Below are 22,429 nucleotides of genomic sequence, written 5' to 3'. Positions count from 1 at the left end.
TACGAGTGATGGAACCAATACAAGAGGAATGTATCCATGGAGATGGTGTTATCTGCTGCCATAATGCTGACGCTGGCGGCGTCGGCCTTTATTTTGCTGCGCTTCGGCAAGTTGCGCTGCCAGGGTGAAATGCCCACTTCCCTGTTCACCTTTATCGCCATTCTGTTTACCTCTGGCCTGGACGTGGGCCTGGTGATGTTCCCCCTGACCGAATTCCCGGTGTATGCCAGCGAGCCCGAATACGGCTTCGCCAATCCGCTCGCCATCGAGTTCGGCTTCTGGGGTTTTCTGGTGTGGATGTTCTACTTCCTGACCACCTTCTACTTCGTGCTGATTGAGCCCAGGCTCAAGTTGTTCGAGATCCCTTTCGTCAAGCTTATCAACAACCTGGTGATTATCGGTACCTGCGCCTTCACCGGCTTCCTGTTCCTGAGCTACCTGCCCGACTATGTGGAAGGCATCACGCCCGCGGTGCGCTACGGCCTGGTGGCCCTGGTGGTGCTGTGCGCGGTCTGGTCCAGCTCGGACGTGCGCTACGTCAAGTTCCTGAGCGTGGCCTCCACCTGGCTGTTCCTGGCGCTGATCGGCACCATGTGGTGGAATTCGGGCGCCAGCCTGGCGGGCCTGGGCGGCACCGTGGCCGGCATCGGCGAGTATTTCACCAATATTCATGAATTTGTCACCCCGATCACCGATTACCACGCCTTCTACCTGTTCTGGTGGTTCTCCTGGAGCATCATGATCGGCCAGTTCGTAGCCCGTTTCGCCGGCGGCCTGCCGGCCTGGCAGCTGTGCATCGCCATGCTGGTGGTGCCCTCCATTCCCATCGCCATCTGGTTCTCGGTGCTCTATCTGCACTTCAGCGAGGCGATCGCCATCGCCGGCGCGCTCAAGCTGGCGATGGTGGTGGTGGGGGTCATCTTCGTAGTCAACTCCCTCGACTCCCTGATCCGCCTCTACACCAGCAACCTGAACCTGGAGCCGGGTCGGATTGGATTGCCGGCCTACGTGGCCGGCAACTGGGTGCTGATGTTCGGCCTGGTGCTGCTGTTCCAGTTCACCCCGCTCAAGATTGAGTGGGTGGGCCTGGTGGTGATCTTCCTCTACGCCCTGATCGCCGGCCTGCTGTGGCAGCGCCGGGCCCAGTGCAGCGCCCTGGGGCAAGGAGTAAAGGTGCCCGCCAAGGCCGGCTGAGGGTTGGCAAGTCGTTACCAAAGGGTCGCCGCGGCGGCCCTTTTTGTGCTCGGGGTAGCGAGGATGATCCGTTCGATTTGCTGAGTCTTATGGACTCCCGCCTGCGCGCTGACGGCTCCCCAGTTTTTTCTGGTCATGCCGCGACCTCTTCCATGAGGGTGTAGATACGGCTCAAGCGTGTTAAGGCTCGCTCCAGTAGCGAGCCCGTTACTCTCCTCGGCTCATGGATAAGCACCTGTTTTCCCAAGGTTAAAAAGGAAAGCACCCGACGCTCCTCGGTGTTGGCCTGGTATCGCCGATGCAGCCCTTGTTGTTCGCACTCGAACCCCACCAACCATAGGAACAGGGTTGCTACCTGGGCTATCAGGCACAGTTGACCCAAGCGACCCTCCCCCTGACTTTTACTGTTGCTCCAGCCAAAACCGTAACGCTGGCTCTTGTCATCACGGAAGTTCTGCTCGATTTGCATCCGCTTCCGATACAGCGAGACGACCTGCTGGGCAGTGAGTTCCGCATCCGAGGTCACCAGCAGCCACGGCTCTTCCGCCGCGTCGCGATACTGCTTCTCTGCCTGGGGATACATGGGCTGCTTCTTGCCCCTTTTCTTGTGCCGTCCCTTCGAGGGGGCATGGTACTGGTGATAGTAAACCGGGCAGGCCGGCTTCACTGTCTTACCCAACAGGCCCGCTCCCAGCGCCTCCGGGGTGGCCGTCGCCTGCTGGGCCAGCGTGGCCGCGGGATACCACTCTTTCTCGTTATCCAACTTGCCATGGATGCGCCCGCGCACTCGCCCTACAAACACCCAGCCCAACGCCCGCACCTGATTCAGCCACGGCGTTTTAAAGCCACCGTCCGACAGAAGAATGACCCGCTGGTGTGCCCCCAGGGCGGCATGCAGATCGAGCAGAAACTGCTGATGTTCATCATGATTTTCTTGCCGCGCAGAGGGCACAACACGGTTCAGCAAGGGCAGGCTGCGACCTTCATACACCAGGCTGGCGCGCAAGACATGAAAGTCCTGGCTGCAACAGCCGCTCCAGTCAATGGCAATGAAGCAGCAGGGCAAGCAATCGGTGATGCGGCGGGTCAGGGCGGCACTCATGGTGACGCAGTCCTGGTGGGCCTTCTCATTACGAAGAAAGCGGTCGACGCGTTTTATCTTGTGCTTGACGCAGGCTTTGCCGGGCAGATGTCGTCCAATCCGGGTCAAGGAGAGGGTGTTGCCGGTAATGAGTCCTTCGGCACAGTTCAGCAGGGTTTTTACCCGAGCCTGATGAAAAGGAGCGAAGGCAGACGCGAAGAATTTATGGCAAACTGAGGACACGGCAGGCATGGCGGAACGTCTTTGTTTTTTTGGCGATTAATAAAGACGCAATCTACCATGCCTGCCGATTTTTTTGGGGATCCCTCAGCGCCTGCGCGGGGTGACGAGAGAACACGGGAGTGACACCAACACCGTCTTGCCCGCGAAGGCGGGCATCCAGGGCAGGGGGCATCGGGCCGGACCACGGCGCCGGATCTGCAGACCTGCATGGACTCCCGCCTGCGCGGGAGTGACGAGATAAAACGCGGGAGTGACACCAACACCGTCTTGCCCGCGAAGGCGGGCATCCAGGGCAGGGGGCACCGGGCCGGACCACGGCGCCGGATCTGCAGACCCGCATGGACTCCCGCCTGCGCGGGAGTGACGAGATAAAATGCGGGAGTGACACCAACACCGTCATGCCCGCGCAGGCGCTGAGGGATCCCCAAAAAAATCGGCAGGCATGGTAGATTGCGTCTTTATTAATCGCCAAAAAAACAAAGACGTTCCGCCATGCCTGCCGTGTCCTCAGTTTGCCATAAATTCTTCGCGTCTGCCTTCGCTCCTTTTCATCAGGCTCGGGTAAAAACCCTGCTGAACTGTGCCGAAGGACTCATTACCGGCAACACCCTCTCCTTGACCCGGATTGGACGACATCTGCCCGGCAAAGCCTGCGTCAAGCACAAGATAAAACGCGTCGACCGCTTTCTTCGTAATGAGAAGGCCCACCAGGACTGCGTCACCATGAGTGCCGCCCTGACCCGCCGCATCACCGATTGCTTGCCCTGCTGCTTCATTGCCATTGACTGGAGCGGCTGTTGCAGCCAGGACTTTCATGTCTTGCGCGCCAGCCTGGTGTATGAAGGTCGCAGCCTGCCCTTGCTGAACCGTGTTGTGCCCTCTGCGCGGCAAGAAAATCATGATGAACATCAGCAGTTTCTGCTCGATCTGCATGCCGCCCTGGGGGCACACCAGCGGGTCATTCTTCTGTCGGACGGTGGCTTTAAAACGCCGTGGCTGAATCAGGTGCGGGCGTTGGGCTGGGTGTTTGTAGGGCGAGTGCGCGGGCGCATCCATGGCAAGTTGGATAACGAGAAAGAGTGGTATCCCGCGGCCACGCTGGCCCAGCAGGCGACGGCCACCCCGGAGGCGCTGGGAGCGGGCCTGTTGGGTAAGACAGTGAAGCCGGCCTGCCCGGTTTACTATCACCAGTACCATGCCCCCTCGAAGGGACGGCACAAGAAAAGGGGCAAGAAGCAGCCCATGTATCCCCAGGCAGAGAAGCAGTATCGCGACGCGGCGGAAGAGCCGTGGCTGCTGGTGACCTCGGATGCGGAACTCACTGCCCAGCAGGTCGTCTCGCTGTATCGGAAGCGGATGCAAATCGAGCAGAACTTCCGTGATGACAAGAGCCAGCGTTACGGTTTTGGCTGGAGCAACAGTAAAAGTCAGGGGGAGGGTCGCTTGGGTCAACTGTGCCTGATAGCCCAGGTAGCAACCCTGTTCCTGTGGTTGGTGGGGTTCGAGTGCGAACAACAAGGGCTGCATCGGCGATACCAGGCCAACACCGAGGAGCGTCGGGTGCTTTCCTTTTTAACCTTGGGAAAACAGGTGCTTATCCATGAGCCGAGGAGAGTAACGGGCTCGCTACTGGAGCGAGCCTTAACACGCTTGAGCCGTATCTACACCCTCATGGAAGAGGTCGCGGCATGACCAGAAAAAACTGGGGAGCCGTCAGCGCGCAGGCGGGCATCCAGGGCAGGGGGCGCCGGCCCGGACCACGGCGCCGGATCTGCAGGCCCGCATGGACTCCCGCCTGCGCGGGAGTGGCGAGATAAAACGCGGGAGTGACACCAACACCGTCTCGCCCGCGAAGGCGGGCATCCAGGGCAGGGGGCGCCGGCCCGGACCACGAATATTACCCAACACAAAAAAGCCTGAGCCTTATTATCCGGCTCAGGCAAAGTGGATGGACCTAGTAAGATCCCCTCGACCAAGTAATCCGTTAACTCAAAACGCGACCTCCACGTTGCCGCTGGGCACGCTGCAGCAGCTCAGCACATAGCCTTCGGCGACGTCCTCGTCGGTGATGCCGCCGTTGTGCTCCATGGCCACCTCGCCTTTGGTCACCTTCACCTTGCAGGTGCCGCAGATGCCCATGCCGCAGGCCTTGGGAATATGCAGGCCCACCTGGGCGGCGGCGCTGTGCAGGGTTTCGCCGGGCATTATGTCCACCTGCAGATCGCTTTCCAGGAAGGAGACGGTCAGCCGGTCTTCGGTACGCTCCAATTCTTCAGCCAGCTCCGAGGCCTCCTGGGCCAGCTGCTCCACGTCCTCGATGATCTCCACCGGGGTGGCGCCGAAGCTTTCCTCGTGGTAGTGGTCCATGTCGAAGCCGGCATGCTGCAGCAGGGTGCGCACCGCCTTCATATAGGGGGCCGGGCCGCAGCAGAAGATTTCCCTATCCATAAAGTCGGGGGCGATCAGGCTCAGCATGGTACCGCTCAGGTAGCCTTTGTAGCCGCTCCAGGTTTCGCCGATATCGGTGCGTTCGCAAATCAGGCTCAGGTGGATATTGTTCAGCCGCGAGTCCATGTGCTGCAGCTCCCGGTAGAACACCAGATCCTTGGGCGTGCGGGCGCTGTGCACAAAATGGATGTCCACCTCGGCGTTGGTATCGAACCACCAGCGCGCCATCGACATCACCGGAGTGATGCCCACGCCGCCGGAGAGCAGCAACACCTTGTCGTTGGGAAAGTCGATGCAGTTGAAGTTGCCCACCGGGCCGTGCACCGCCAGGGCGTCGCCTTCCTTCAGGTTGTCGTGCAGCCAGTTGGACACCACACCGCCGGGCACCCGCTTGACGGTAATGGAAAAGCTGTAGGGCACCGAGGGCGAGGAGGCAATGGTGTAGCTGCGCATCACCTGCTGCCCATCAATTTCAAGCTCCAGGGTCACGAACTGGCCGGGCTTGAAGAAAAACAGCAGCGGGCTCTCCGCGGTAAAGCAGAAGGTGCGTACGTCCCAGGTTTCCTGGATCACGCGCACGCAGCGCACCGGGTGGCGACCGTTGCTCCAGGTTTGGGTATTGATGGGTGAAATAAAGTCCTGATTCATCGCTGTCCTCCGGTGGGGCCCGGGGAGGGATCCCCGCGTTGTCCTTATGCCCGCATTCTTGAGCAGTTTGGCCCCGGACGGTTGCTTAAAAACGACATGGAAATGTCCGCCAGCCCCGCTTTGGTCAAGGGACAGGCGGCGCCGGGACAAAGCGAAGGCGGGCAGGTCGGAAAACCCCGGTGGGCGAGTCGTTTTCAGATAATCCGCGCTTGATAACCATGATAAAAATAAGGCCAACAGTGGGGGTCAACTCAGCGGTCGGGACACCCACTCCCTCAACACAGCAAAGGAAGCAATACCGATGGAGCAAAGTATCACCACCGTCACCGGCAACAGCCCCAAACTGGCGGAAACCGTACAACTGTTGCAGCAGCGTCGTCCCGGCTACTCCCTTCCCCAGGCCTGCTACAACAGCGCCGAGGTGTTCGCCGCCGACATGGAGCAGATCTTCTACAAGGAATGGCTGTACGTGGGCCTGACCTGCGAGATCCCCCAGCCGGGCAACTTCATCACCCTGGAGGTGGGCAACAACCCCATCACCATAGTGCGCAACAAGCAGATGGGAGTACAGGCCTTCCACAACGTCTGCCGCCACCGGGGCTCGCGCCTGTGCACCTCGAAAAAGGGCAAGGTGGCCAAGCTGGTGTGCCCCTACCACCAGTGGACCTACGAGCTGGACGGCCAGCTGCTCTACGCCGGCAATGAAATGGGCGACCAGTTCGACAAGGCCGACTTCCCGCTCAAGCAGGTGCACACCAAAACCGCCGGCGGCTACATCTTCATCAGCCTGGCGGAGAACCCGCCGGAAATCGACGGCTTCCTGGCCGAGTTGGCACGCTACCTGGAGCCCTACGATCTCGAAAACGCCAAGGTGGCGGTGCAGTCCGAGATCATCGAGCAGGCCAACTGGAAGCTGGTGATCGAGAACAACCGGGAGTGCTACCACTGCGCCGGCTCCCACCCGGAACTGCTCAACACCCTGCTGGAGTGGGACGACACCAACGACCCCCGCGCCAGCGACGCCTTCAAGGCCCATGTGGCGCGCATGGCGGAGCAGTGGGATGCCGACAACATCCCCCACGAGCATATCTCCTTCGGCCTGCGCAACCGCATGGTGCGCATGCCCCTGGCCGAGGGCAAGGTGGCCATGACCATCGACGGCAGCCCCGCCTGCCAGAAGCTGCTGGGCCGGGTGAAGGAGCGGGATCTGGGTTCGCTGCGCATACTGCACCTGCCCAACTCCTGGAACCACGGCCAGGGCGACCACCTGATCACCTTCCAGGTGATCCCGGTCGGCCCGCAGCAGACCAAGGTGATCACCAAGTGGGTGGTACACAAGGACGCGGTGGAAGGAGTGGACTACGACGTGGAGAAACTGCGCCGGGTGTGGGACGCCACCAACGATCAGGACAGAACCCTGGCCGAGGAGAACCAGCGCGGCATCAACTCCATCGCCTACGAGCCGGGCCCCTATTCGCCCACCTACGAGTTCGGGGTGGTGAACTTCATCAACTGGTACGCCGACACCTTCGTGGCCAACGCCCTGGGCCAGACCCTGCCCATCGCCCTGCCGGAATAAGCCATCACGACAAAGGGGGAGCCGCCCGGCTCCCCCAGCAGCCGAGGTACGGACTCTTCAGCAGCGTATATTCCGCTTGTTGGCGTACAGCCCTGCCTGCGATCTGCAAAAGGATTTTGCACAACATCCGTGTGAGCCCGGCGCGGACGACGCGCCGGTGATCCACCAGTGTTTCATCAGCACGACATCATATAGGGAGATAACCACATGAAGACAATCGGACTCAGTTTCAAAACCCTGCTGGCTTCGGCCATTACCGCCGCCTGCCTGGTCAGTACCGGTGCCCAGGCGCTGACCCTGAAGCTCGCCACCGACTCGGGCACCCAGGGGTCGCCGGCCGGAGACGCCCTGAAAAAATGGGGGGAGCTGATCGAGCAGAAGTCCGGCGGTGACATCGAGACCAAGGTTTACTACCAGAATGAGCTGGGCGGCCAGCAGGAAGTGTTCGACCTGCATGTCGCCGGCGACGTGGATGTCATGCTGAACTGGCCCATGACCTCCTACGACAAGCGCATTGGCGTGATTTACACCCCCTACATGACGCTGTCGTGGGATGAGGCGCTCAACGCCTACAGCCCGGGTGGCTGGGTCAACAACCTGCTCGGCGGCGTGTACGAAGACATTGGCCTGAAGTTCTTCGGACCCTGGCCCGAAGGGTTCAACGGCGTGGGCTCCCGGGGCAAGTACGCACTCAATATCAAGGATGCGGAAGGGCTCAAAGTACGCACCATGACGGTGTTCCCGGCCCCGCAGACCATGCAGGCCCTGGGTTATCAGACTGCCGCCATCGATTGGGGCGAGGTGTATACCGCGCTGCAGACCGGCGTGGTCGACGGTGAGGCCGGCAACGTTATCTACTGGGACTATGAGTACTTCCGGGACTCGCTCGATTACTACGTGCAGACCAAGCACTTCTTTATGACCGGGGTGTTGTCGATGAACCTGGATGTGTGGGAGAGCATGACCGAGGAGCAGCAAAAAGTGGTGCAGGAAGCGGCGGTGGAAATCATGAACGAGCAGTTCAAGGCCGCCAAGGAACAGGACGAGTACTACATCAAAAAGGCCCAGGAGGCCGGCATGAAGTATTTCGAGCCCAGCGAAGAGCAGCTGCGCGAGTTTGCCCGGGCCGCCCGGGAGAAGGTCTGGCCGCTGATGGACAAGGAAATCGGCCCCGAGATCATGAATACCATTCGTGCCAATGCCACCGAGCTTTAACCGGACAGACGCAGTGTTTCAACATGGCCGGCCCATCACCTGGGCCGGTTTTTTCAGAGGTTGCAGAAAATGATCGGCAGATTCTTTTCCAGACTGGATCGGGGTGTCGGCTGGTTGCTGGAAGCGGCTGCGTTCGCATCCAGCCTGCTGGTGGTGGGACTGATGCTGTTTCTGGTTCTGGCGCGTTATGTGTTCGGCTGGTCGGTAGTCGGCCTGCTGGAACTTATCATGCTGTTTGGCATGTGGCTTTACATGCTCGGTGCGCTGATCGCCAGTCGCCGCAACGAGCATCTGGTGGTGGACTTCGTCCAGCTGCAGATCACCGATCATCGGCTCCAATTAATGCACAAGGCATTGATCTCGCTGATTACCTTCATGATCTGCCTGTTCTTTGTGGTACTGGCCTGGCGCATGCTGGCCTGGGGACTGCGAAGGCCTCAATCGACCCCTGGTATGGGTATCCCGCTGTGGCTGCCCCAGGCGTCGATCATGCTGGCGGCCGTGGGCTGCAGCTGTTATTCGCTGCGTGATTTGCTGGGGGCCGTTACCGGCCTGTGCGGTGCGGGCTGCGGCTCCCGCCGGCTGAAAGAGGAACACTGACATGGAAGGTTTGATTGCCATCGGGCTACTGATGCTGCTGATGATCATCGGCGTGCCGGTGGCCTGGTCCTTTGCCGGGGTGCTGGCTTACATGGCGTATGTGTATGACGCCAACCTCAATACCCTGATGCTGCAGGGCTACCGCTCGGTGGACTCGGTGATCCTGATTGCCCTGCCGCTGTTCGTGCTAACCGGTTACCTGATGCAAAGTGGCGGCATTGCCCGCCGGCTGGTCGATTTTATCGAGGTCATGATCGGCAAGCGGCGGGGCGGCATGGGGGCGTCCATGGTCATGGCTTCGGGTATCTTCGGTGCCATTGCCGGCACCGCCACCGCGGCCGTTGCCTCTATCGGAACCATCATGATAGGGCCGCTGGAACAGCGCGGCTATCCCCGCAGTTATTCCTCGGCCTTGCTCGGTATTTCGTCATTGCTTGGCATTCTGATCCCGCCGTCGATCACCATGATACTGTTTGCCGTGGTCACCCGGCAGTCGGTGGCCGCCTGTTTTGCGGCGTCGGTCGGGCCGGCCATTCTGCTGATGCTGGGGCTTATCATCGCCAACCGTATCGGCGTGGGGCGCTTTTTCAATGAGGTGAGCAGCGCGGCCGGCAAGGGGTTCGAGCCACTGCCCGGCAAGGGCAGGGCGACGATAAAGGCCGTTCCGGCACTGTCGCTGCCGGTGATCATTCTCGGCGGTATCTACGGCGGTGTCTTTACGCCCACCGAGGCGGCGGCGGTGGCGGCCTTTTCGGCGATGCTGATCGGGTTTTTTATCTACCGGGACCTGAACCTGAAAAGCTTTGCCAAGAGCGTGGTGGCGGCGGCGGAAACCACGGGCACGGTGATCCTTATCCTGCTGTTCAGTTTTATGATCGGGCGTATCCTGGCGTCGGAGCGAATCCCTCAGGATCTGACCGAAATGGTCACCACCCTGATCGAAAACCCGCTGCTGATACTGATTGTCGTGAATCTGTTCCTGATCGTCGCCGGCATGATTATGGATGACGTATCGGTCACCGTGGTGGTGGCGCCGCTGTTCCTGCCGCTGATGGTGGATACCGGCATCCACCCGGTGCACTTTGCCTCCATCGTCGCCTGCTCGGTGGTAATAGGTGCCAACAGCCCGCCGGTGGCGCCCATCCTCTACATGGCGTGCCGTATTGGCCGGGTGTCCATCCATAAAACGGTCAAACCCGCGCTGGCGCTGATGGTCTTTGTCGGCATGCCGGTGATGCTGATCACCACCTTTGTGCCGGAGCTGTCGCTGTTTCTGCCCAGGTGGCTCGGGTTCCTGTAACCGGACAGCAAGCCAGTCAGCAGCCGATTGAAAAGGGGAGCCACCGGCTCCCCTTGCCTGAATGCCCGGCTTCGCGGGCATGACGGAGTTTGCGTCGCTCCCGCACTTTATCCCGTCACACCCGTATTTTATCCCGTCGATCCCGCACTTTATCTCGTCACTCCCGCGCAGGCGGGAGTCTATTGCGGCTTTCTCAGCCAACCCATGTTTTTACCCCAAACACCCTTCCACCAGGGCCAGTACCTCCGGGTGCAACAGTTCCCGCTTGGCCAGCAGGGCTTGCAGCCGTTCCCGCCACAGGTCGCCATCCGGACCAACCAGCAGCAGCGCCAGCAGGGGCCGGCAGTCCGCCAGAGACAGCCGGCCGGCCTCCGCCAGCCCCCAGGCCTGCAGCTGGGCCCGGAAATCGTCCTGATCGATAAGCTCGGTAATCATCATCGCTCATTCCTCCGCAATTTTTGCCCAGCCTAAGCAGCCCCCGTATCGTGAGCAAGGATCTTGCGTCATCGTGTCGCATACAGAACAGCGATGACGGAAAGAGGCGCCCCCGGATAACCCGGTGTCGTACAGGGGAAATTTTGAACAGTCGTTAGCTGTTGTTATAGGGGCCGGTATTTGCTGGTCGCGACCGGAGTTTGCAAACGGACACGACCAGCCAATACCCATAACAACGGGCAAAGGCGCAAGAGGACGATAGCGCCATTGCCTAACCCACTGCAACAGCCCCCAATCCGACGGAGATCTTGTCCTATGTTAGGCAAAGATGGAATTTTGAAAGGAATGAGTCCGGCGGCAACGATCAGCTCCATGGTGATCGTTACCTTGTTTGTATTGGGCGGAGCCCTTTACCCGGACTCCGCCGCCAGCCTGTTCGACACCTTGTCGGGCGGCATTCTCAGCCACTTCAAGTGGTATTACATCGCCATCATCACCCTGATGCTGGTATTTTGCGTGGTGCTGGCCTGCAGCCGCTTCGGCCAGCTGCGCCTGGGCGACGATGACTCCAGGCCGGAATACAGCCTGTTTTCGTGGTTCGCCATGCTGTTCAGCGCCGGCATGGGCATCGGCCTGGTGTTCTGGTCCATCGCCGAGCCCATCTACCACTTCCAGAGCAATCCCTTTATCACGCAGGGGATGACCAGCGAGGCGGCGGAAGTGGCCATGCGCATCACCTACTTCCACTGGGGCCTGCATCCCTGGGCCATCTACGTGGTGGTGGGGCTGTCGCTGGCCTACTTTTCCTACCGCAAGGGGCTGCCACTGACCATCCGCTCCGCCCTCTATCCGCTGATCGGCAAGCGCATCTACGGCTGGATGGGCCATACCGTTGACGTGCTGGCGGTGTTCGGCACCGTGTTCGGGGTGGCTACCTCCCTCGGCCTGGGCGTGGCCCAGATCAACACCGGCCTCAATCACCTGTTCGGAATGGAGATCAGCACCACCAACCAGCTGCTGCTGATCCTGGTGATCTCCCTTATCGCCACCGCCTCCGTGCTGTCCGGCATCGGCCGCGGGGTGAAGTGGCTGTCGGAGATCAACATCTGGCTGACCGTCGCCATACTGCTGTTCCTGCTGGTATACGGTCCCACCCGCTACCTGCTGCAGAGCTATGTGCAGGGCATCGGTGACTACCTGGCCCACGTGGTGCCGCTCAGCACCTGGACCGACGCCAGCAAGGACAGCCAGTGGCAGTCCTGGTGGACGGTGTTCTACTGGGGCTGGTGGATGTCCTGGTCGCCTTTCGTCGGTATGTTTATTGCCCGTATTTCCAAAGGTCGGACCATCCGCGAGTTTATCTGCGGCGTGTTGCTGGTGCCCACCCTGCTCGGCATGCTGTGGCTGACCCTATTCGGCGGTACCGCCCTCTACCTTGAACTGACCCACACCGTGACCAATGCCGCCGGCGAGGTGGTTTCGGCCATCGGTGAGGCCGGCATCGTCGCCGCCGTGGGCGAAAACGTGACCTCGGCGCTGTACACCACCCTTAGCCTGCTCGACAGCGGCAGCATCGGCTATATGGCCTCCATTCTGGCCACGGTGCTGGTGGCGCTTTACTTTATCACCTCCGCCGACTCCGGCACCCTGGTGGTGACCACCATCCTCTCGCTGGGCGAGGAGCATCCGCCGCGCAGCCAGCGGGTAATGTGGGGCATGTCGGTGGCCGCCGTGGCAGCCATCCTGATGCTGGCGGGCGGGCTCAAGGCGCTGCAGACCGCCGCCATAACCGCCGCCTTCCCCTTCTCGGTGGTGATCATGGTAATGATGTGGGGCCTGTTCCGCGCCCTGCACCAGGAGCTGCCCGCGCCGCAGCCGGAAACGGTGAAGGTGCCGCCGGCCTCCTGACCCTGAAGGGGGGCTTGCCCCCCTTTTCATGTCTTTTTTTGGGGCAGTGCTGCCCCAGTTTGGATCCTCGCCAGACGTCCAATCATTCTATCCCTTTATGGGTAATCACTTCGGTCCGAAAAACCGTCTCAAATGCGCCCCACATCGGGTTTTTTTGTGCTTTTTTCAGGCTCAACAAGCTGGCACGCATATTGCCGTTTATCTGAGGGAAAGGATTATAAGGCCTGGCTTTTTTCCGCTTGGAAAGCGGCACCCGAGTCCGCTGATACATAAGTAATGACTGAATTATTATGCTTTAGTCGTAAGTTGTGACTGAACGCCGAAAAATAGCCGGTGATCGGATTTCTGAAACCCCGGTGTCTGTTATATATTTTTTAAATGCGTGTATTTGTGATGTAAATGGCGCAGCCCGTCATTGAGTCGCCGTCGTATAAAACAGGGATCCCGGCTGCCAGCGCAGAGGGAGGAGGAGCAAGAGCAATGAGCCAAACACAACGCGTCGGTTTTTTACTGGTGGACAACTTCACCATGATCTCCCTTGCCTCGGCCATCGAACCCCTGCGCATGGCCAACCAGCTCTCGGGCCAGCCGCTCTATGAATGGGTGATGCTCACCGAAACCGGCCAGCCGGTGCGGGCCAGCGACAACATCATGGTCACCCCGGATCACGGCATTCACGACTGCGGCCATATCGACATGGTGCTGGTGTGTGGCGGGGTAGGGGTGGCCAACGCCCGCAGCCGCAGCCTGCGCGCCTGGCTGCAGCAACTGGCCCACCGCCGGGTCAAGCTCGGCGCCCTGTGCACCGGCAGCTACCTGCTGGCCGACGCGGGCGTACTCACCGGCTACCGCTGCACCCTGCACTGGGAATACATGGCCGCCTTCAAGGAAGCCTTTCCGCAGCTGGACACCAGCAATGCCCTCTATTGCATCGACCGGGATCGCCTCACCAGCAGCGGCGGCACCGTGCCCATGGACATGATGCTGCACCTGATCGAAAAGGAACACTCCAGCGCACTCAGCACCGCCATCTGCGACATGTTCCTGTGCGAGCGCATCCGCGAAGGCCAGGAAGAGCAGCGCGTGCCCCTGCGCCACCTGGTGGGCTCGGCCCAGCCCAAGCTGGCCGAGGTGGTGGCACTGATGGAAGCCAACCTCGAAGAGCCCATCACCCTGGACGAACTGGCCCACTACGTGGGGCTGTCGCGCCGCCAGGTGGAGCGGCTGTTCCAGCGCCACGTGAAGTGCTCGCCCTCCCGCTACTACCTGAACCTGCGGCTCAAGCGGGCCCGGCAGCTGCTGCGCCAGACCTCCTATTCCATCATCGAAATCGCCACCGCCTGCGGCTTCGTTTCCACCCCCCATTTCAGCAAATGCTACCGGGAGAACTTCGGCGTGCCGCCCCGGGACGATCGCTGCGGCCGCTCCGCGCCCAAGGCCGAGGAAATCGCCCCGGTCATGCCCGAGCTGGAGCTCAACATCCGCCTGGATTCGGCCCGCGGTGAACCCACCTTCGCCTCGGTCACCCTGTAAGGCCGGTTTCCCTTTTCAATCCAAGGCCCCGTTATGGGGCCTTTTTCTATTCCGGTCGAATAAATTCGACCCTACAAACACCTCCGTCCGTAGGGTCCGTTTCAACGGACCAATCCCGCCACCGGCGCCGGAGTTTGGTCGAATAAATTCGACCCTACAAACACCTCCGTCCGTAGGGTCCACTTCAGTGGACCGTCCCGCCACCGGCGCCGGGGTTTGGCTTTCCAGCTTCCAGCTTTCCGCTTTCATCCCCACTTGTCTTTTCCCGACACCGTTTCTGAACAGTGACGTTTTTGGCTATGCGCTCGTCGCTTTCAGCCAGTGGACGGGGAGACCCGCGGGCTAGACTGCCCCTGAATCCGGTGAACTCGGTTCACCCGTCTAATAGATGCAAGGAAGGTCTGGCTATGCAAAGTGCAGCTGAAGTACACCAACAATCGATAGTGATCGACGGCCTGATTATCGCCAACTGGGGGCGCGAGCTGTTCGAAGACATGCGCCGCGGCGGCCTGACCGCCGCCAACTGCACCGTGTCGGTGTGGGAAGGCTTCCAGGCCACGGTGAACAACATCGCCGAGTTCAACCGCCATTACCGCGAGCACGGCGATCTGATCCGCCCGGTGCGCACCACCGCCGACATCCTCAAGGCGAAGGAAGAAGGCCGCACCGGCATCATCCTCGGCTTCCAGAACGCCCACGCCTTCGAGGATCAGCTGGGCTACGTGGAAATCTTCAAGCAGCTGGGCGTGGGCATAGTACAGATGGCCTACAACACCCAGAACCTGGTGGGCACCGGCTGCTACGAGCGCGACGGCGGCCTGTCCGGCTTCGGCCGCGAGGTGGTGGAAGAAATGAACCGGGTCGGCATCATGTGCGACCTGTCCCACGTGGGCGCCAAAACCTCGGAAGAAGTGATCCTGGCCTCCAAAAAGCCGGTGTGCTACTCCCACTGCCTGCCCGCCGGGCTCAAGGACCACCCGCGCAACAAGTCGGATGAAGAGCTGCGCTTTATCGCCGAACACGGTGGCTTTGTGGGCGTGACCATGTTCGCCCCCTTCCTGAAAAACGGCATCAACTCCACCATCGACGACTACGTGGAGGCCATCGGCTATGTGCTGGACATCGTCGGTGAAGACGCCATCGGCATCGGTACCGACTTTACCCAGGGTCACGATCAGAACTTCTTCGAGTGGCTGACCCACGACAAGGGCTATGCCCGCCGCCTGACCCGGTTCGGCGAAATCATCAACCCCGAGGGCATTCGTACCATCGGTGACTTCCCCAACCTGACCGAGGCCCTGCTGCGCCACGGCTACTCCCCGCGCCTGGTGGAGAAGATCATGGGCGGCAACTGGGTACGTGTGCTCAAGGACGTCTGGGGCGAATAAGCAACATATAAAGGAAGCGAAGGAGAAACCGCAATGTCAGTACATGCACCCGAAATGCCGATTGAAGTAGACGCCGACACCGGCGTTTGGACCACCGACGCCCTGCCCATGCTCTATGTGCCGCGCCACTTCTTCGTGAACAACCACATGGCCATAGAGGAAGAGCTGGGCCCCGAGCGCTACGCCGAGATCCTGTACAAGGCCGGCTACAAGTCCGCCTGGCACTGGTGCGAAAAAGAGGCCGAGTGCCACGGCATCAGCGGCGACGCGGTGTTCGAGCACTACATGAAGCGCCTGTCCCAGCGTGGCTGGGGTCTGTTCACCATCGAACAGCTGGACATTCCCGCCGGCACCGCCCGGGTGCGGCTGGATCACTCCGCCTTCGTCTACCAGTACGGCAAGGTGGACCGCATGGTGGACTACATGTTCACCGGCTGGTTCGCCGGCGCCATGGACCAGATTGCCCAGAGCCTGGGCTATCCGGTGCGCACCGTCGCACGGCAGACCCAGAGCGGGGCCCAGACCGGCTGCGACTACGGCCTGTTCGAGGTGAGCCCGCTGTAACGGTGCCACCCGTCATGCCCGCGAAGGCGGGCATCCAGGGCAGGGCTCGAAAGTGACGAAGCGAGCAGGTTTTAATTTTCGGCGGGCCGCAGGCCCGGCATGTACTAGAGGATTCCAGGATGGGACAGTTCGACGCCTTGTTTCAACCCATGAACATCAACAAGCTCACCATCCGCAACCGGGTGGTGAGCACGGCCCATGCCGAGGTGTATGCCACCGACGGCGGCATGACCACCGAGCGCTACGTCAAATACTACGAAGAAAAGGCCAAGGGCGGCATCGGCCTGGCCATTTGCGGCGGCTCCAGCGTGGTGTCCATCGACAGCCCCCAGGGCTGGTGGAGCTCGGTCAACCTGAGCACCGACCGCATCATTCCCCACTTCCAGAACCTGGCCGACGCCATGCACAAGCACGGCGCCAAGATCATGATCCAGATCACCCACATGGGGCGCCGCTCCCGCTGGGACGGCTACAACTGGAGCACCCTGGTGTCGCCCTCCGGCATCCGTGAGCCGGTGCACCGCGCCACCTGCAAGACCATAGAGCCGGAAGAAATGTGGCGCATCATCGGCGACTACGCCCAGGCCGCCCGCCGCGCCAAGGAAGGGGGGCTGGACGGCGTGGAGCTGTCCGCCGTGCACCAGCACCTGATCGACCAGTTCTGGAGCCCGCGGGTCAACAAGCGCACCGACGAATGGGGCGGCACCTTCGAGGGCCGCATGAAGTTCGGCCTGGAAGTGCTCAAGGCGGTACGCGCCGAAGTGGGCCCCGACTTCGTGGTGGGCATGCGCATCTGCGGTGACGAATTCCACCCGGACGGCCTCAGCCACGACGACATGAAGCAGATCGCCAAATACTACGACGACACCGGCATGGTCGACTTTTTCGGCGTCATCGGCTCCGGCTGCGACACCCACAACACCCTGGCCAACGTTATCCCCAACATGAGCTACCCGCCCGAGCCCTTCCTGCACCTGGCGGCGGGCATCAAGGAAGTGGTGAAGGTACCGGTGATCCACGCCCAGAACATCAAGGATCCCAACCAGGCCCAGCGCATCCTCGAAGGCGGCTATGTCGACTTTGTGGGCATGACCCGGGCGCACATCGCCGACCCGCACCTGATCGCCAAGATCAAGCTGGGCCAGGTGGACCAAATTCGCCAATGCGTGGGCGCCAACTACTGCATCGACCGCCAGTACCAGGGCCTGGACGTGCTCTGCATCCAGAATGCGGCCACCTCCCGCGAGCACATGGGCCTGCCCCATATCATCGAAAAAACCGACGGCCCCCTCCGCAAGGTGGTGGTGGTGGGCGGCGGCCCCGGCGGCATGGAAGCGGCCCGGGTAGCGGCCGAACGCGGCCACAACGTGGTGCTGTTTGAAAAGGCGCCCGAGCTGGGCGGCCAGATCACCCTGGCGGCCAAGGCACCCCAGCGTGACCAGATTGCCGGCATCACCCGCTGGTACGCCCTGGAGCTGGCCCGCCTCAAGGTAGACCTGCGCCTCAACACCGCCGCCGACATGCCCGCCATCATGGCGGAAAAGCCGGACGTGGTGATCCTGGCGGTGGGCGGCACCCCCTTTATCGAGCAAAACCCCGAGTGGGGCGCGGCCGAAGGGCTGGTGGTGAGCAGCTGGGACATCCTCTCCGGCAAGGTGGAGCCGGGCAAGAACGTGCTGGTGTACGACACCATCTGCGAATTCTCCGGCATGTCGGTGGCCGACTACCTGGCGTCCAAGGGCAGCCTGGTGGAAATGGTGACCGACGACATCAAGCCGGGCGCGGCCATCGGCGGCACCACCTTCCCCACCTATTACCGCTCCCTGTACGAGCGGGAGGTGATCATGAGCTCCGACATGGCCCTGCACAAGGTGTACAAGGAAGGGGACAAGCTCATCGCGGTGCTGGAAAACGAATACACCGGCCAGAAAGAAGAGCGGGTGGTGGACCAGGTGGTGGTGGAGAACGGCGTCCGTCCGGACGAGCGGCTTTACTACGAGCTGAAGGGCGACTCCCTGAACAAGGGCCAGATCGATCTGGAAGCCCTGTACGCGGCCCAGGCCCAGCCGGCGCTGGCCCAGCACGGCCAGGGCTATTTGCTCTACCGCCTGGGCGACTGCGTGGCCCAGCGCAACACCCACGCCGCCATTTACGACGCCCTGCGTCTGTGTAAAGACTTCTGAGCCAAGGGGCCGGGGGCAACCCCGGCCCTGCCGAGGTGCCCGCTATGTTCGAGCCTGTGATCCCTTATCTGTTAGTGCTGGCCTTCGCCCTGGCCGCCATCGGCGCCGCGCGCCGGGTGCGGCTGTGGCGCCGGGGCCAGCCCAGCCCGGTGCCCTTTTGGCAGGGGCTTGCCGCCATGCCGCGCCGCTACCTGGTGGACCTGCACCACGTGGTGGCGCGCGACAAGTATATGTCCAACACCCACGTGGCCACCGGCGGCGGCTTTGTGCTGGCGCTGGTGCTGGTGGTGCTGGTGCACGGCCTGGGCCTGCACAGCGCCTGGCTGGTGTGGCCGCTGCTGGCGGCCAGCCTGCTGATGGCGGTGGGCGCCCTGTTCGTATGGAAGCGCCGCCGCAAGCCCGCCAGTGAGCTGCCCAACTCGCGCCTCTCGCGCGGGCCCTGGCAGCGGCTGCCGAAAAGCCTGCTGGCCTTTGCCCTGGGCTTTTTTATCGCCACCCTGCCGGCCGCGGGCATTTTGCCCGAGGGCACCGGCGGCGCCCTGCTGACCCTGCTGCTGCTGGCCCTGTGCACCTGGGGCCTGGGCGAGCTGGTGTTCGGCATGGCCTGGGGCGGCCCCATGAAGCACGCCTTTGCCGGCGCCCTGCACCTGGCCTTTCACCGTCGCCCGGCCCGCTTCGGCGGCGGCCGCGACACCGGCCTGAAGGCGCTGGATCTCACCGCCGACAAGCTGGGGGTGGAGAAGGTAACCGACTTCAAGTGGAACCAGCTGCTGGGCTTTGACGCCTGCGTGCAGTGCGGCCGCTGCGAGAGCAAGTGCCCGGCCTTTGCCGCCGGCCAGCCGCTCAACCCCAAGAAGCTGATCCAGGACATGGTGACAAGCCTCGCCGCCCAGGAAGAAGTGACCTACCGCGGCAGCCCGCACCCGGGCCAGGAAAACGCCGCCCGCACCGGCTGCCCCGACAAGCCGCTGGTGGAAAGCATGCTCGACAGCCAGACATTATGGTCCTGCACCACCTGCCGCGCCTGCGTGGAAGAGTGCCCCATGATGATCGAGCACGTGGACGCGGTGGTGGACATGCGCCGCTTCCTCACCCTGGAGCGGGGCCAGACCCCGGGCAAGGGCCAGGAAGTGCTGGAAAACCTGATCGCCACCGACAACCCGGGCGGCATGGCTCCCACCAGCCGCAGCAACTGGGCCGCCGACCTCAACATTCCGTTGATGAAGGAAGTGCGCGAGGCCGACGTGCTGCTGTGGGTGGGCGACGGTGCCTTCGACATGCGCAACCAGCGCACCCTGCGTGCCCTGGTGCAGCTGCTGCGCGCCGGTGGCGTGGACCTTGCCTACCTCGGCAACGAGGAGCTGGACTCGGGCGACCTGGCCCGCCGGCTGGGGGACGAAGCCACCTTCCAGCGCCTGGCCAAGGCCAATATCCAGACGCTTGGCAAGTACCGCTTTAACCGCATCGTTACCGCCGATCCCCATTCGCTGCAGTGCCTGGGCACCGAATACGCGGAGCTGGGCGGCGACTACCGGGTGGAGCACCACAGCGAACTGCTGGCGGAGCTGCACCGGGCCGGCAAGCTCGCCTTTAACGGCGGCCAGAGCGGCAAGCTGACCTATCACGACCCTTGCTATCTCGGCCGCTACAACGGCGTGTACGACGCGCCGCGCTACCTGCTGGATCAGCTGGGCTTCGAGCGCAGTGAGATGGAGCGTAGCGGTTTCCGCTCCCGTTGCTGCGGCGGCGGCGGCGGGGCGCCGGTGACCGACATTCCCGGCGAGCGCCGCATTGCCGACATGCGCATGGACGACGCCCGGGCGGTGGACGCCGAGCTGATGGCGGTGGCCTGCCCCCAGTGCACCCTGATGATGGAAGGGGTGGTGGAGCCCCGGCCCCAGGTGAAGGACATTGCCGAGCTGCTGCTGGACGCCCTGGCCCAACCGGCCCAGGAGCAACCGCAGCGGCAAAAGGAGGAAGCCCATGTCTGACATTATTCGCAAGGATCCACGCCTGGCCTGGATCCGCCGCAACCGGCTGCACCCGCGCCACGCGGAGCTGAGCGGCCAGCCCCTGCGCGGCCCCAGCGGCCTGCTGCGCAAGAACCCGCGGCCCCAGTGGCAGCTCGGCCCCAGCGGCCTGCGCCGGCTGGACCGGCTGAACCTGGCCGGCGGCGGCGAGGTGTCGCAGCTTTCCAAGAAGCGCAGCGAGCAGCCCAAGCTGCCCCTGCACAAGGTGGTGGAGCCCCAGGGCTACATTGCGGTGTGGCTGCCCCTTTCCGGCGGGCGCCTTACCGCCCACGGCAAGGACGTGCTGGGCCTGGCCCAGCAGCTGGCGGCGGCGCAGGCGCAAAGCACCGCTGTGCTGGGGGTGCTGTGCGGCGAGCTGAAGGAAGGCATTGCCGAGGCGGGGGTGGACCGGCTGCTGCAGCTGCACGGGGTGGAAGGCTACCAGCCGGAAGCCTGGACCCAGCTGTGCCGGCAGGTGGAGCGCGAGTTCAAGCCGCTGCACTGGTTGTTCCCCGATGCGGGCGAGTCCGCCGAGCTGGGCCGCCGGCTGGCGGTGGAGCTGGGCGAGCGCCCGGCCACCGGGGTGTGGAAGTGGGAAGGCGAGCACCTGATCGCCCGCACCGGCGCCGGCCACCAGGACATAGCGCGCCCCCTGTGCCGGCTGCTGCTGCTGCTGGAGGAATGCGCCTTGCCCTGCACCGATCACCGCTACGAGGCGAAGCCGGTGGAGTTTGAGCCGGAAGCCCTGCTCAAGGCCCGGGTGCGGGACGGCGGCCGGGTGGCGGTGGATCCCGCCGACATTCCCCTGGCCGAGGCCGAGTTCATCCTCTCCGCCGGCAACGGCGTGCACGACTGGGAGCAGTTCCACCGGGCGGCGACCCTGCTGGGCGCGGCCGAAGGCGCCAGCCGGGTGGCGGTGGACGACGGCTTTATGCCGCGCAACCGCCAGGTGGGCGCCACCGGCACCTGGGTGAGCGCCCGGGTGTACATTGCCGTGGGCATTTCCGGCGCCGTGCAGCACTTGCAGGGCATCGGCAAGGTGGAGAAGGTGGTGGCCATCAACCAGGACACCGACTGCGACATGGTAAAACGCGCAAGCCTGAGCGCCATCGGCGACAGCAGCGAAATTTTGGCGGCGCTGATGGCGCTGGTAGAGGCCCGGCCGGCCCAGGAGGTAAGCGATGCAGCCTGATCATTCCCTCAACATAGCGGTGCTGGTAAGCGAAGGCCGCCACCCGGTGTCGGGCCGCGCCCGCCGCGCCCTGCAGGACGCCAGCGCCCTGGAGCTGGGCTTTGCCCTGGGCGGCAAGCTCGAGGCCATTCACGCCGGCAGCCCGGCCCAGCCGGCGTTGCAGGACTATTTGGGCATGGGCCTTAACCGGCTGACGGTGCTGCGCCAGGGCCCGGACGACGACGCCCTGGAGCTGCTGGCCCCCTACCTCAACGAGCTGCAGCCCGACTTGCTGCTCACCGGGGTGCGCGCCGAGCAGGGGGAGGGCTCCGGCATGCTGCCCTACCTGCTGGCCGAACGCCTGGGCTGGCCGCTGGTGACCGGCATTGCCGCCATCGAGCGGATAGACGGCGACGAAGTGACCCTGCTGCAGGCCCTGCCCCGGGGCCAGCGCCGCCGCCTGAGCGTGCGCCTGCCCTTTGTGGCCAGCGTGGACGAAGCCGCCGCCAGCCCCCGTCAGCTGGCCTTTGCCAAGGCCCGGCGCGGCAGCATCAGCGAACAGCAGCCGGCCGCCCCCAGGCCCGACGCCGACCGCGCCGGCTGGACCCTGCAGGACGCCAAGCCCAGGCCCAAACGCCTGAAAGTGGCCAGCGCCAAAACCGCCGCCGACCGCTTCAAGCAGGCCACCGCCAAGGCACAAGGCGGCAAGGGGCAGATCATCCGCAACGATCCCCAGGCCGCCGCCAAAGCCATCTACGACCTGCTGGTAGAGGAGGGGGTATTGAGGAAGTAGGTTGGGTTGTTGAGTTGGGAGTTTTGAAGTTTTAAATAACAACGCCGGCGGAAGCCGGCGTTGTTTGTGAGAGTATCGTCAGATAAAACTGCGATAAACTTGATTATATAGCGCCAACCATTCTTCGATTTAGGTCA

General features: G+C 62.7%; 17 protein-coding genes. 14 read left to right on the top strand and 3 right to left on the bottom strand.

The genetic code is table 11. The features are described 5' to 3' along the window. Positions 1–36: 36 nt before the first annotated feature. A complete protein-coding gene (locus ACT7DK_RS12585) occupies positions 37–1,194 on the top strand; it encodes a BCCT family transporter (protein WP_445399643.1) in 1,158 nt (385 codons plus the stop codon). A 133-nt stretch (positions 1,195–1,327) separates the two neighbouring features. Here ACT7DK_RS12585 and ACT7DK_RS12580 read toward each other — a convergent pair whose 3' ends face one another. Then, on the bottom strand, positions 1,328–2,527 hold the full coding sequence (locus tag ACT7DK_RS12580) for an IS4 family transposase (protein ID WP_445397490.1): 1,200 nt from the start codon (positions 2,525–2,527) through the stop codon (positions 1,328–1,330). Between the two features lie 483 nt (positions 2,528–3,010). Here ACT7DK_RS12580 and ACT7DK_RS12575 point away from each other — a divergent pair, with 483 nt between their 5' ends. After that, complete coding sequence (locus tag ACT7DK_RS12575; RefSeq protein WP_445397490.1) at positions 3,011–4,210, top strand: IS4 family transposase; 1,200 nt, start codon at positions 3,011–3,013, stop codon at positions 4,208–4,210. Positions 4,211–4,507: 297 nt separating this feature from the next. Here ACT7DK_RS12575 and ACT7DK_RS12570 read toward each other — a convergent pair whose 3' ends face one another. Then, positions 4,508–5,614, bottom strand: coding sequence for an FAD-binding oxidoreductase (locus tag ACT7DK_RS12570; protein WP_445399641.1), 1,107 nt, complete (start codon positions 5,612–5,614; stop codon positions 4,508–4,510). Positions 5,615–5,915: 301 nt separating this feature from the next. Here ACT7DK_RS12570 and ACT7DK_RS12565 point away from each other — a divergent pair, with 301 nt between their 5' ends. The 4 genes from ACT7DK_RS12565 to ACT7DK_RS12550 all read left to right on the top strand — a co-directional run bounded on the left by ACT7DK_RS12565 (position 5,916) and on the right by ACT7DK_RS12550 (position 10,308). Beyond that, positions 5,916–7,193 carry an aromatic ring-hydroxylating oxygenase subunit alpha gene (locus tag ACT7DK_RS12565; protein ID WP_445399639.1) on the top strand — a complete coding sequence of 426 codons (1,278 nt, stop codon included), beginning with the start codon at positions 5,916–5,918 and terminating at the stop codon, positions 7,191–7,193. 207 nt (positions 7,194–7,400) lie between these two features. Further along, positions 7,401–8,408, top strand: coding sequence for a TRAP transporter substrate-binding protein DctP (gene dctP, locus ACT7DK_RS12560; RefSeq protein WP_445399637.1), 1,008 nt, complete (start codon positions 7,401–7,403; stop codon positions 8,406–8,408). Positions 8,409–8,477: 69 nt separating this feature from the next. Next, positions 8,478–9,008: a TRAP transporter small permease gene (locus ACT7DK_RS12555; protein WP_445399635.1), complete on the top strand. Its 531-nt coding sequence runs from the start codon at positions 8,478–8,480 to the stop codon at positions 9,006–9,008. A gap of 1 nt (position 9,009) precedes the next feature. Beyond that, the gene (locus ACT7DK_RS12550; RefSeq protein WP_445399633.1) at positions 9,010–10,308 is read left to right on the top strand and encodes a TRAP transporter large permease; all 1,299 of its coding nucleotides are present in this window, start codon (positions 9,010–9,012) and stop codon (positions 10,306–10,308) included. 210 nt (positions 10,309–10,518) lie between these two features. On the opposite strand, the gene ACT7DK_RS12545 is transcribed toward ACT7DK_RS12550, so the two are convergent. Then, positions 10,519–10,746, bottom strand: a complete 228-nt coding sequence (locus tag ACT7DK_RS12545) for a hypothetical protein (RefSeq protein ID WP_445399631.1) — start codon at positions 10,744–10,746, stop codon at positions 10,519–10,521. Positions 10,747–11,058: 312 nt separating this feature from the next. On the opposite strand from ACT7DK_RS12545, the gene ACT7DK_RS12540 reads away from it, so the two are divergent. The 8 genes from ACT7DK_RS12540 (at position 11,059) to etfB (ending at position 22,292) form a co-directional block, all read left to right on the top strand. After that, complete coding sequence (locus ACT7DK_RS12540; RefSeq protein ID WP_445399629.1) at positions 11,059–12,651, top strand: BCCT family transporter; 1,593 nt, start codon at positions 11,059–11,061, stop codon at positions 12,649–12,651. A 480-nt stretch (positions 12,652–13,131) separates the two neighbouring features. Further along, positions 13,132–14,184: a GlxA family transcriptional regulator gene (locus tag ACT7DK_RS12535; RefSeq protein ID WP_445399627.1), complete on the top strand. Its 1,053-nt coding sequence runs from the start codon at positions 13,132–13,134 to the stop codon at positions 14,182–14,184. Between the two features lie 407 nt (positions 14,185–14,591). Further along, entirely contained in the window at positions 14,592–15,572 is a 981-nt protein-coding gene (locus tag ACT7DK_RS12530; protein ID WP_445399625.1) for a dipeptidase, read from the top strand. 33 nt (positions 15,573–15,605) lie between these two features. Further along, positions 15,606–16,136: a DUF5943 domain-containing protein gene (locus ACT7DK_RS12525; RefSeq protein WP_445399623.1), complete on the top strand. Its 531-nt coding sequence runs from the start codon at positions 15,606–15,608 to the stop codon at positions 16,134–16,136. Between the two features lie 119 nt (positions 16,137–16,255). Next, positions 16,256–18,319, top strand: coding sequence for a dimethylglycine demethylation protein DgcA (dgcA, locus tag ACT7DK_RS12520; protein ID WP_445399621.1), 2,064 nt, complete (start codon positions 16,256–16,258; stop codon positions 18,317–18,319). 44 nt (positions 18,320–18,363) lie between these two features. Then, on the top strand, positions 18,364–20,310 hold the full coding sequence (locus ACT7DK_RS12515; RefSeq protein WP_445399619.1) for a (Fe-S)-binding protein: 1,947 nt from the start codon (positions 18,364–18,366) through the stop codon (positions 20,308–20,310). Further along, entirely contained in the window at positions 20,303–21,520 is a 1,218-nt protein-coding gene (etfA, locus tag ACT7DK_RS12510; RefSeq protein ID WP_445399617.1) for an electron transfer flavoprotein subunit alpha, read from the top strand. Before ACT7DK_RS12515 ends, etfA begins: the two co-directional genes overlap by 8 nt. After that, positions 21,510–22,292, top strand: a complete 783-nt coding sequence (etfB, locus tag ACT7DK_RS12505; RefSeq protein WP_445399615.1) for an electron transfer flavoprotein subunit beta — start codon at positions 21,510–21,512, stop codon at positions 22,290–22,292. The genes etfA and etfB overlap by 11 nt, the downstream gene beginning before the upstream one ends. Positions 22,293–22,429: the final 137 nt, after the last annotated feature.

Source organism: Zobellella sp. An-6, from assembly GCF_052487945.1.
This window is presented reverse-complemented; position numbering and strand designations above follow the sequence as displayed.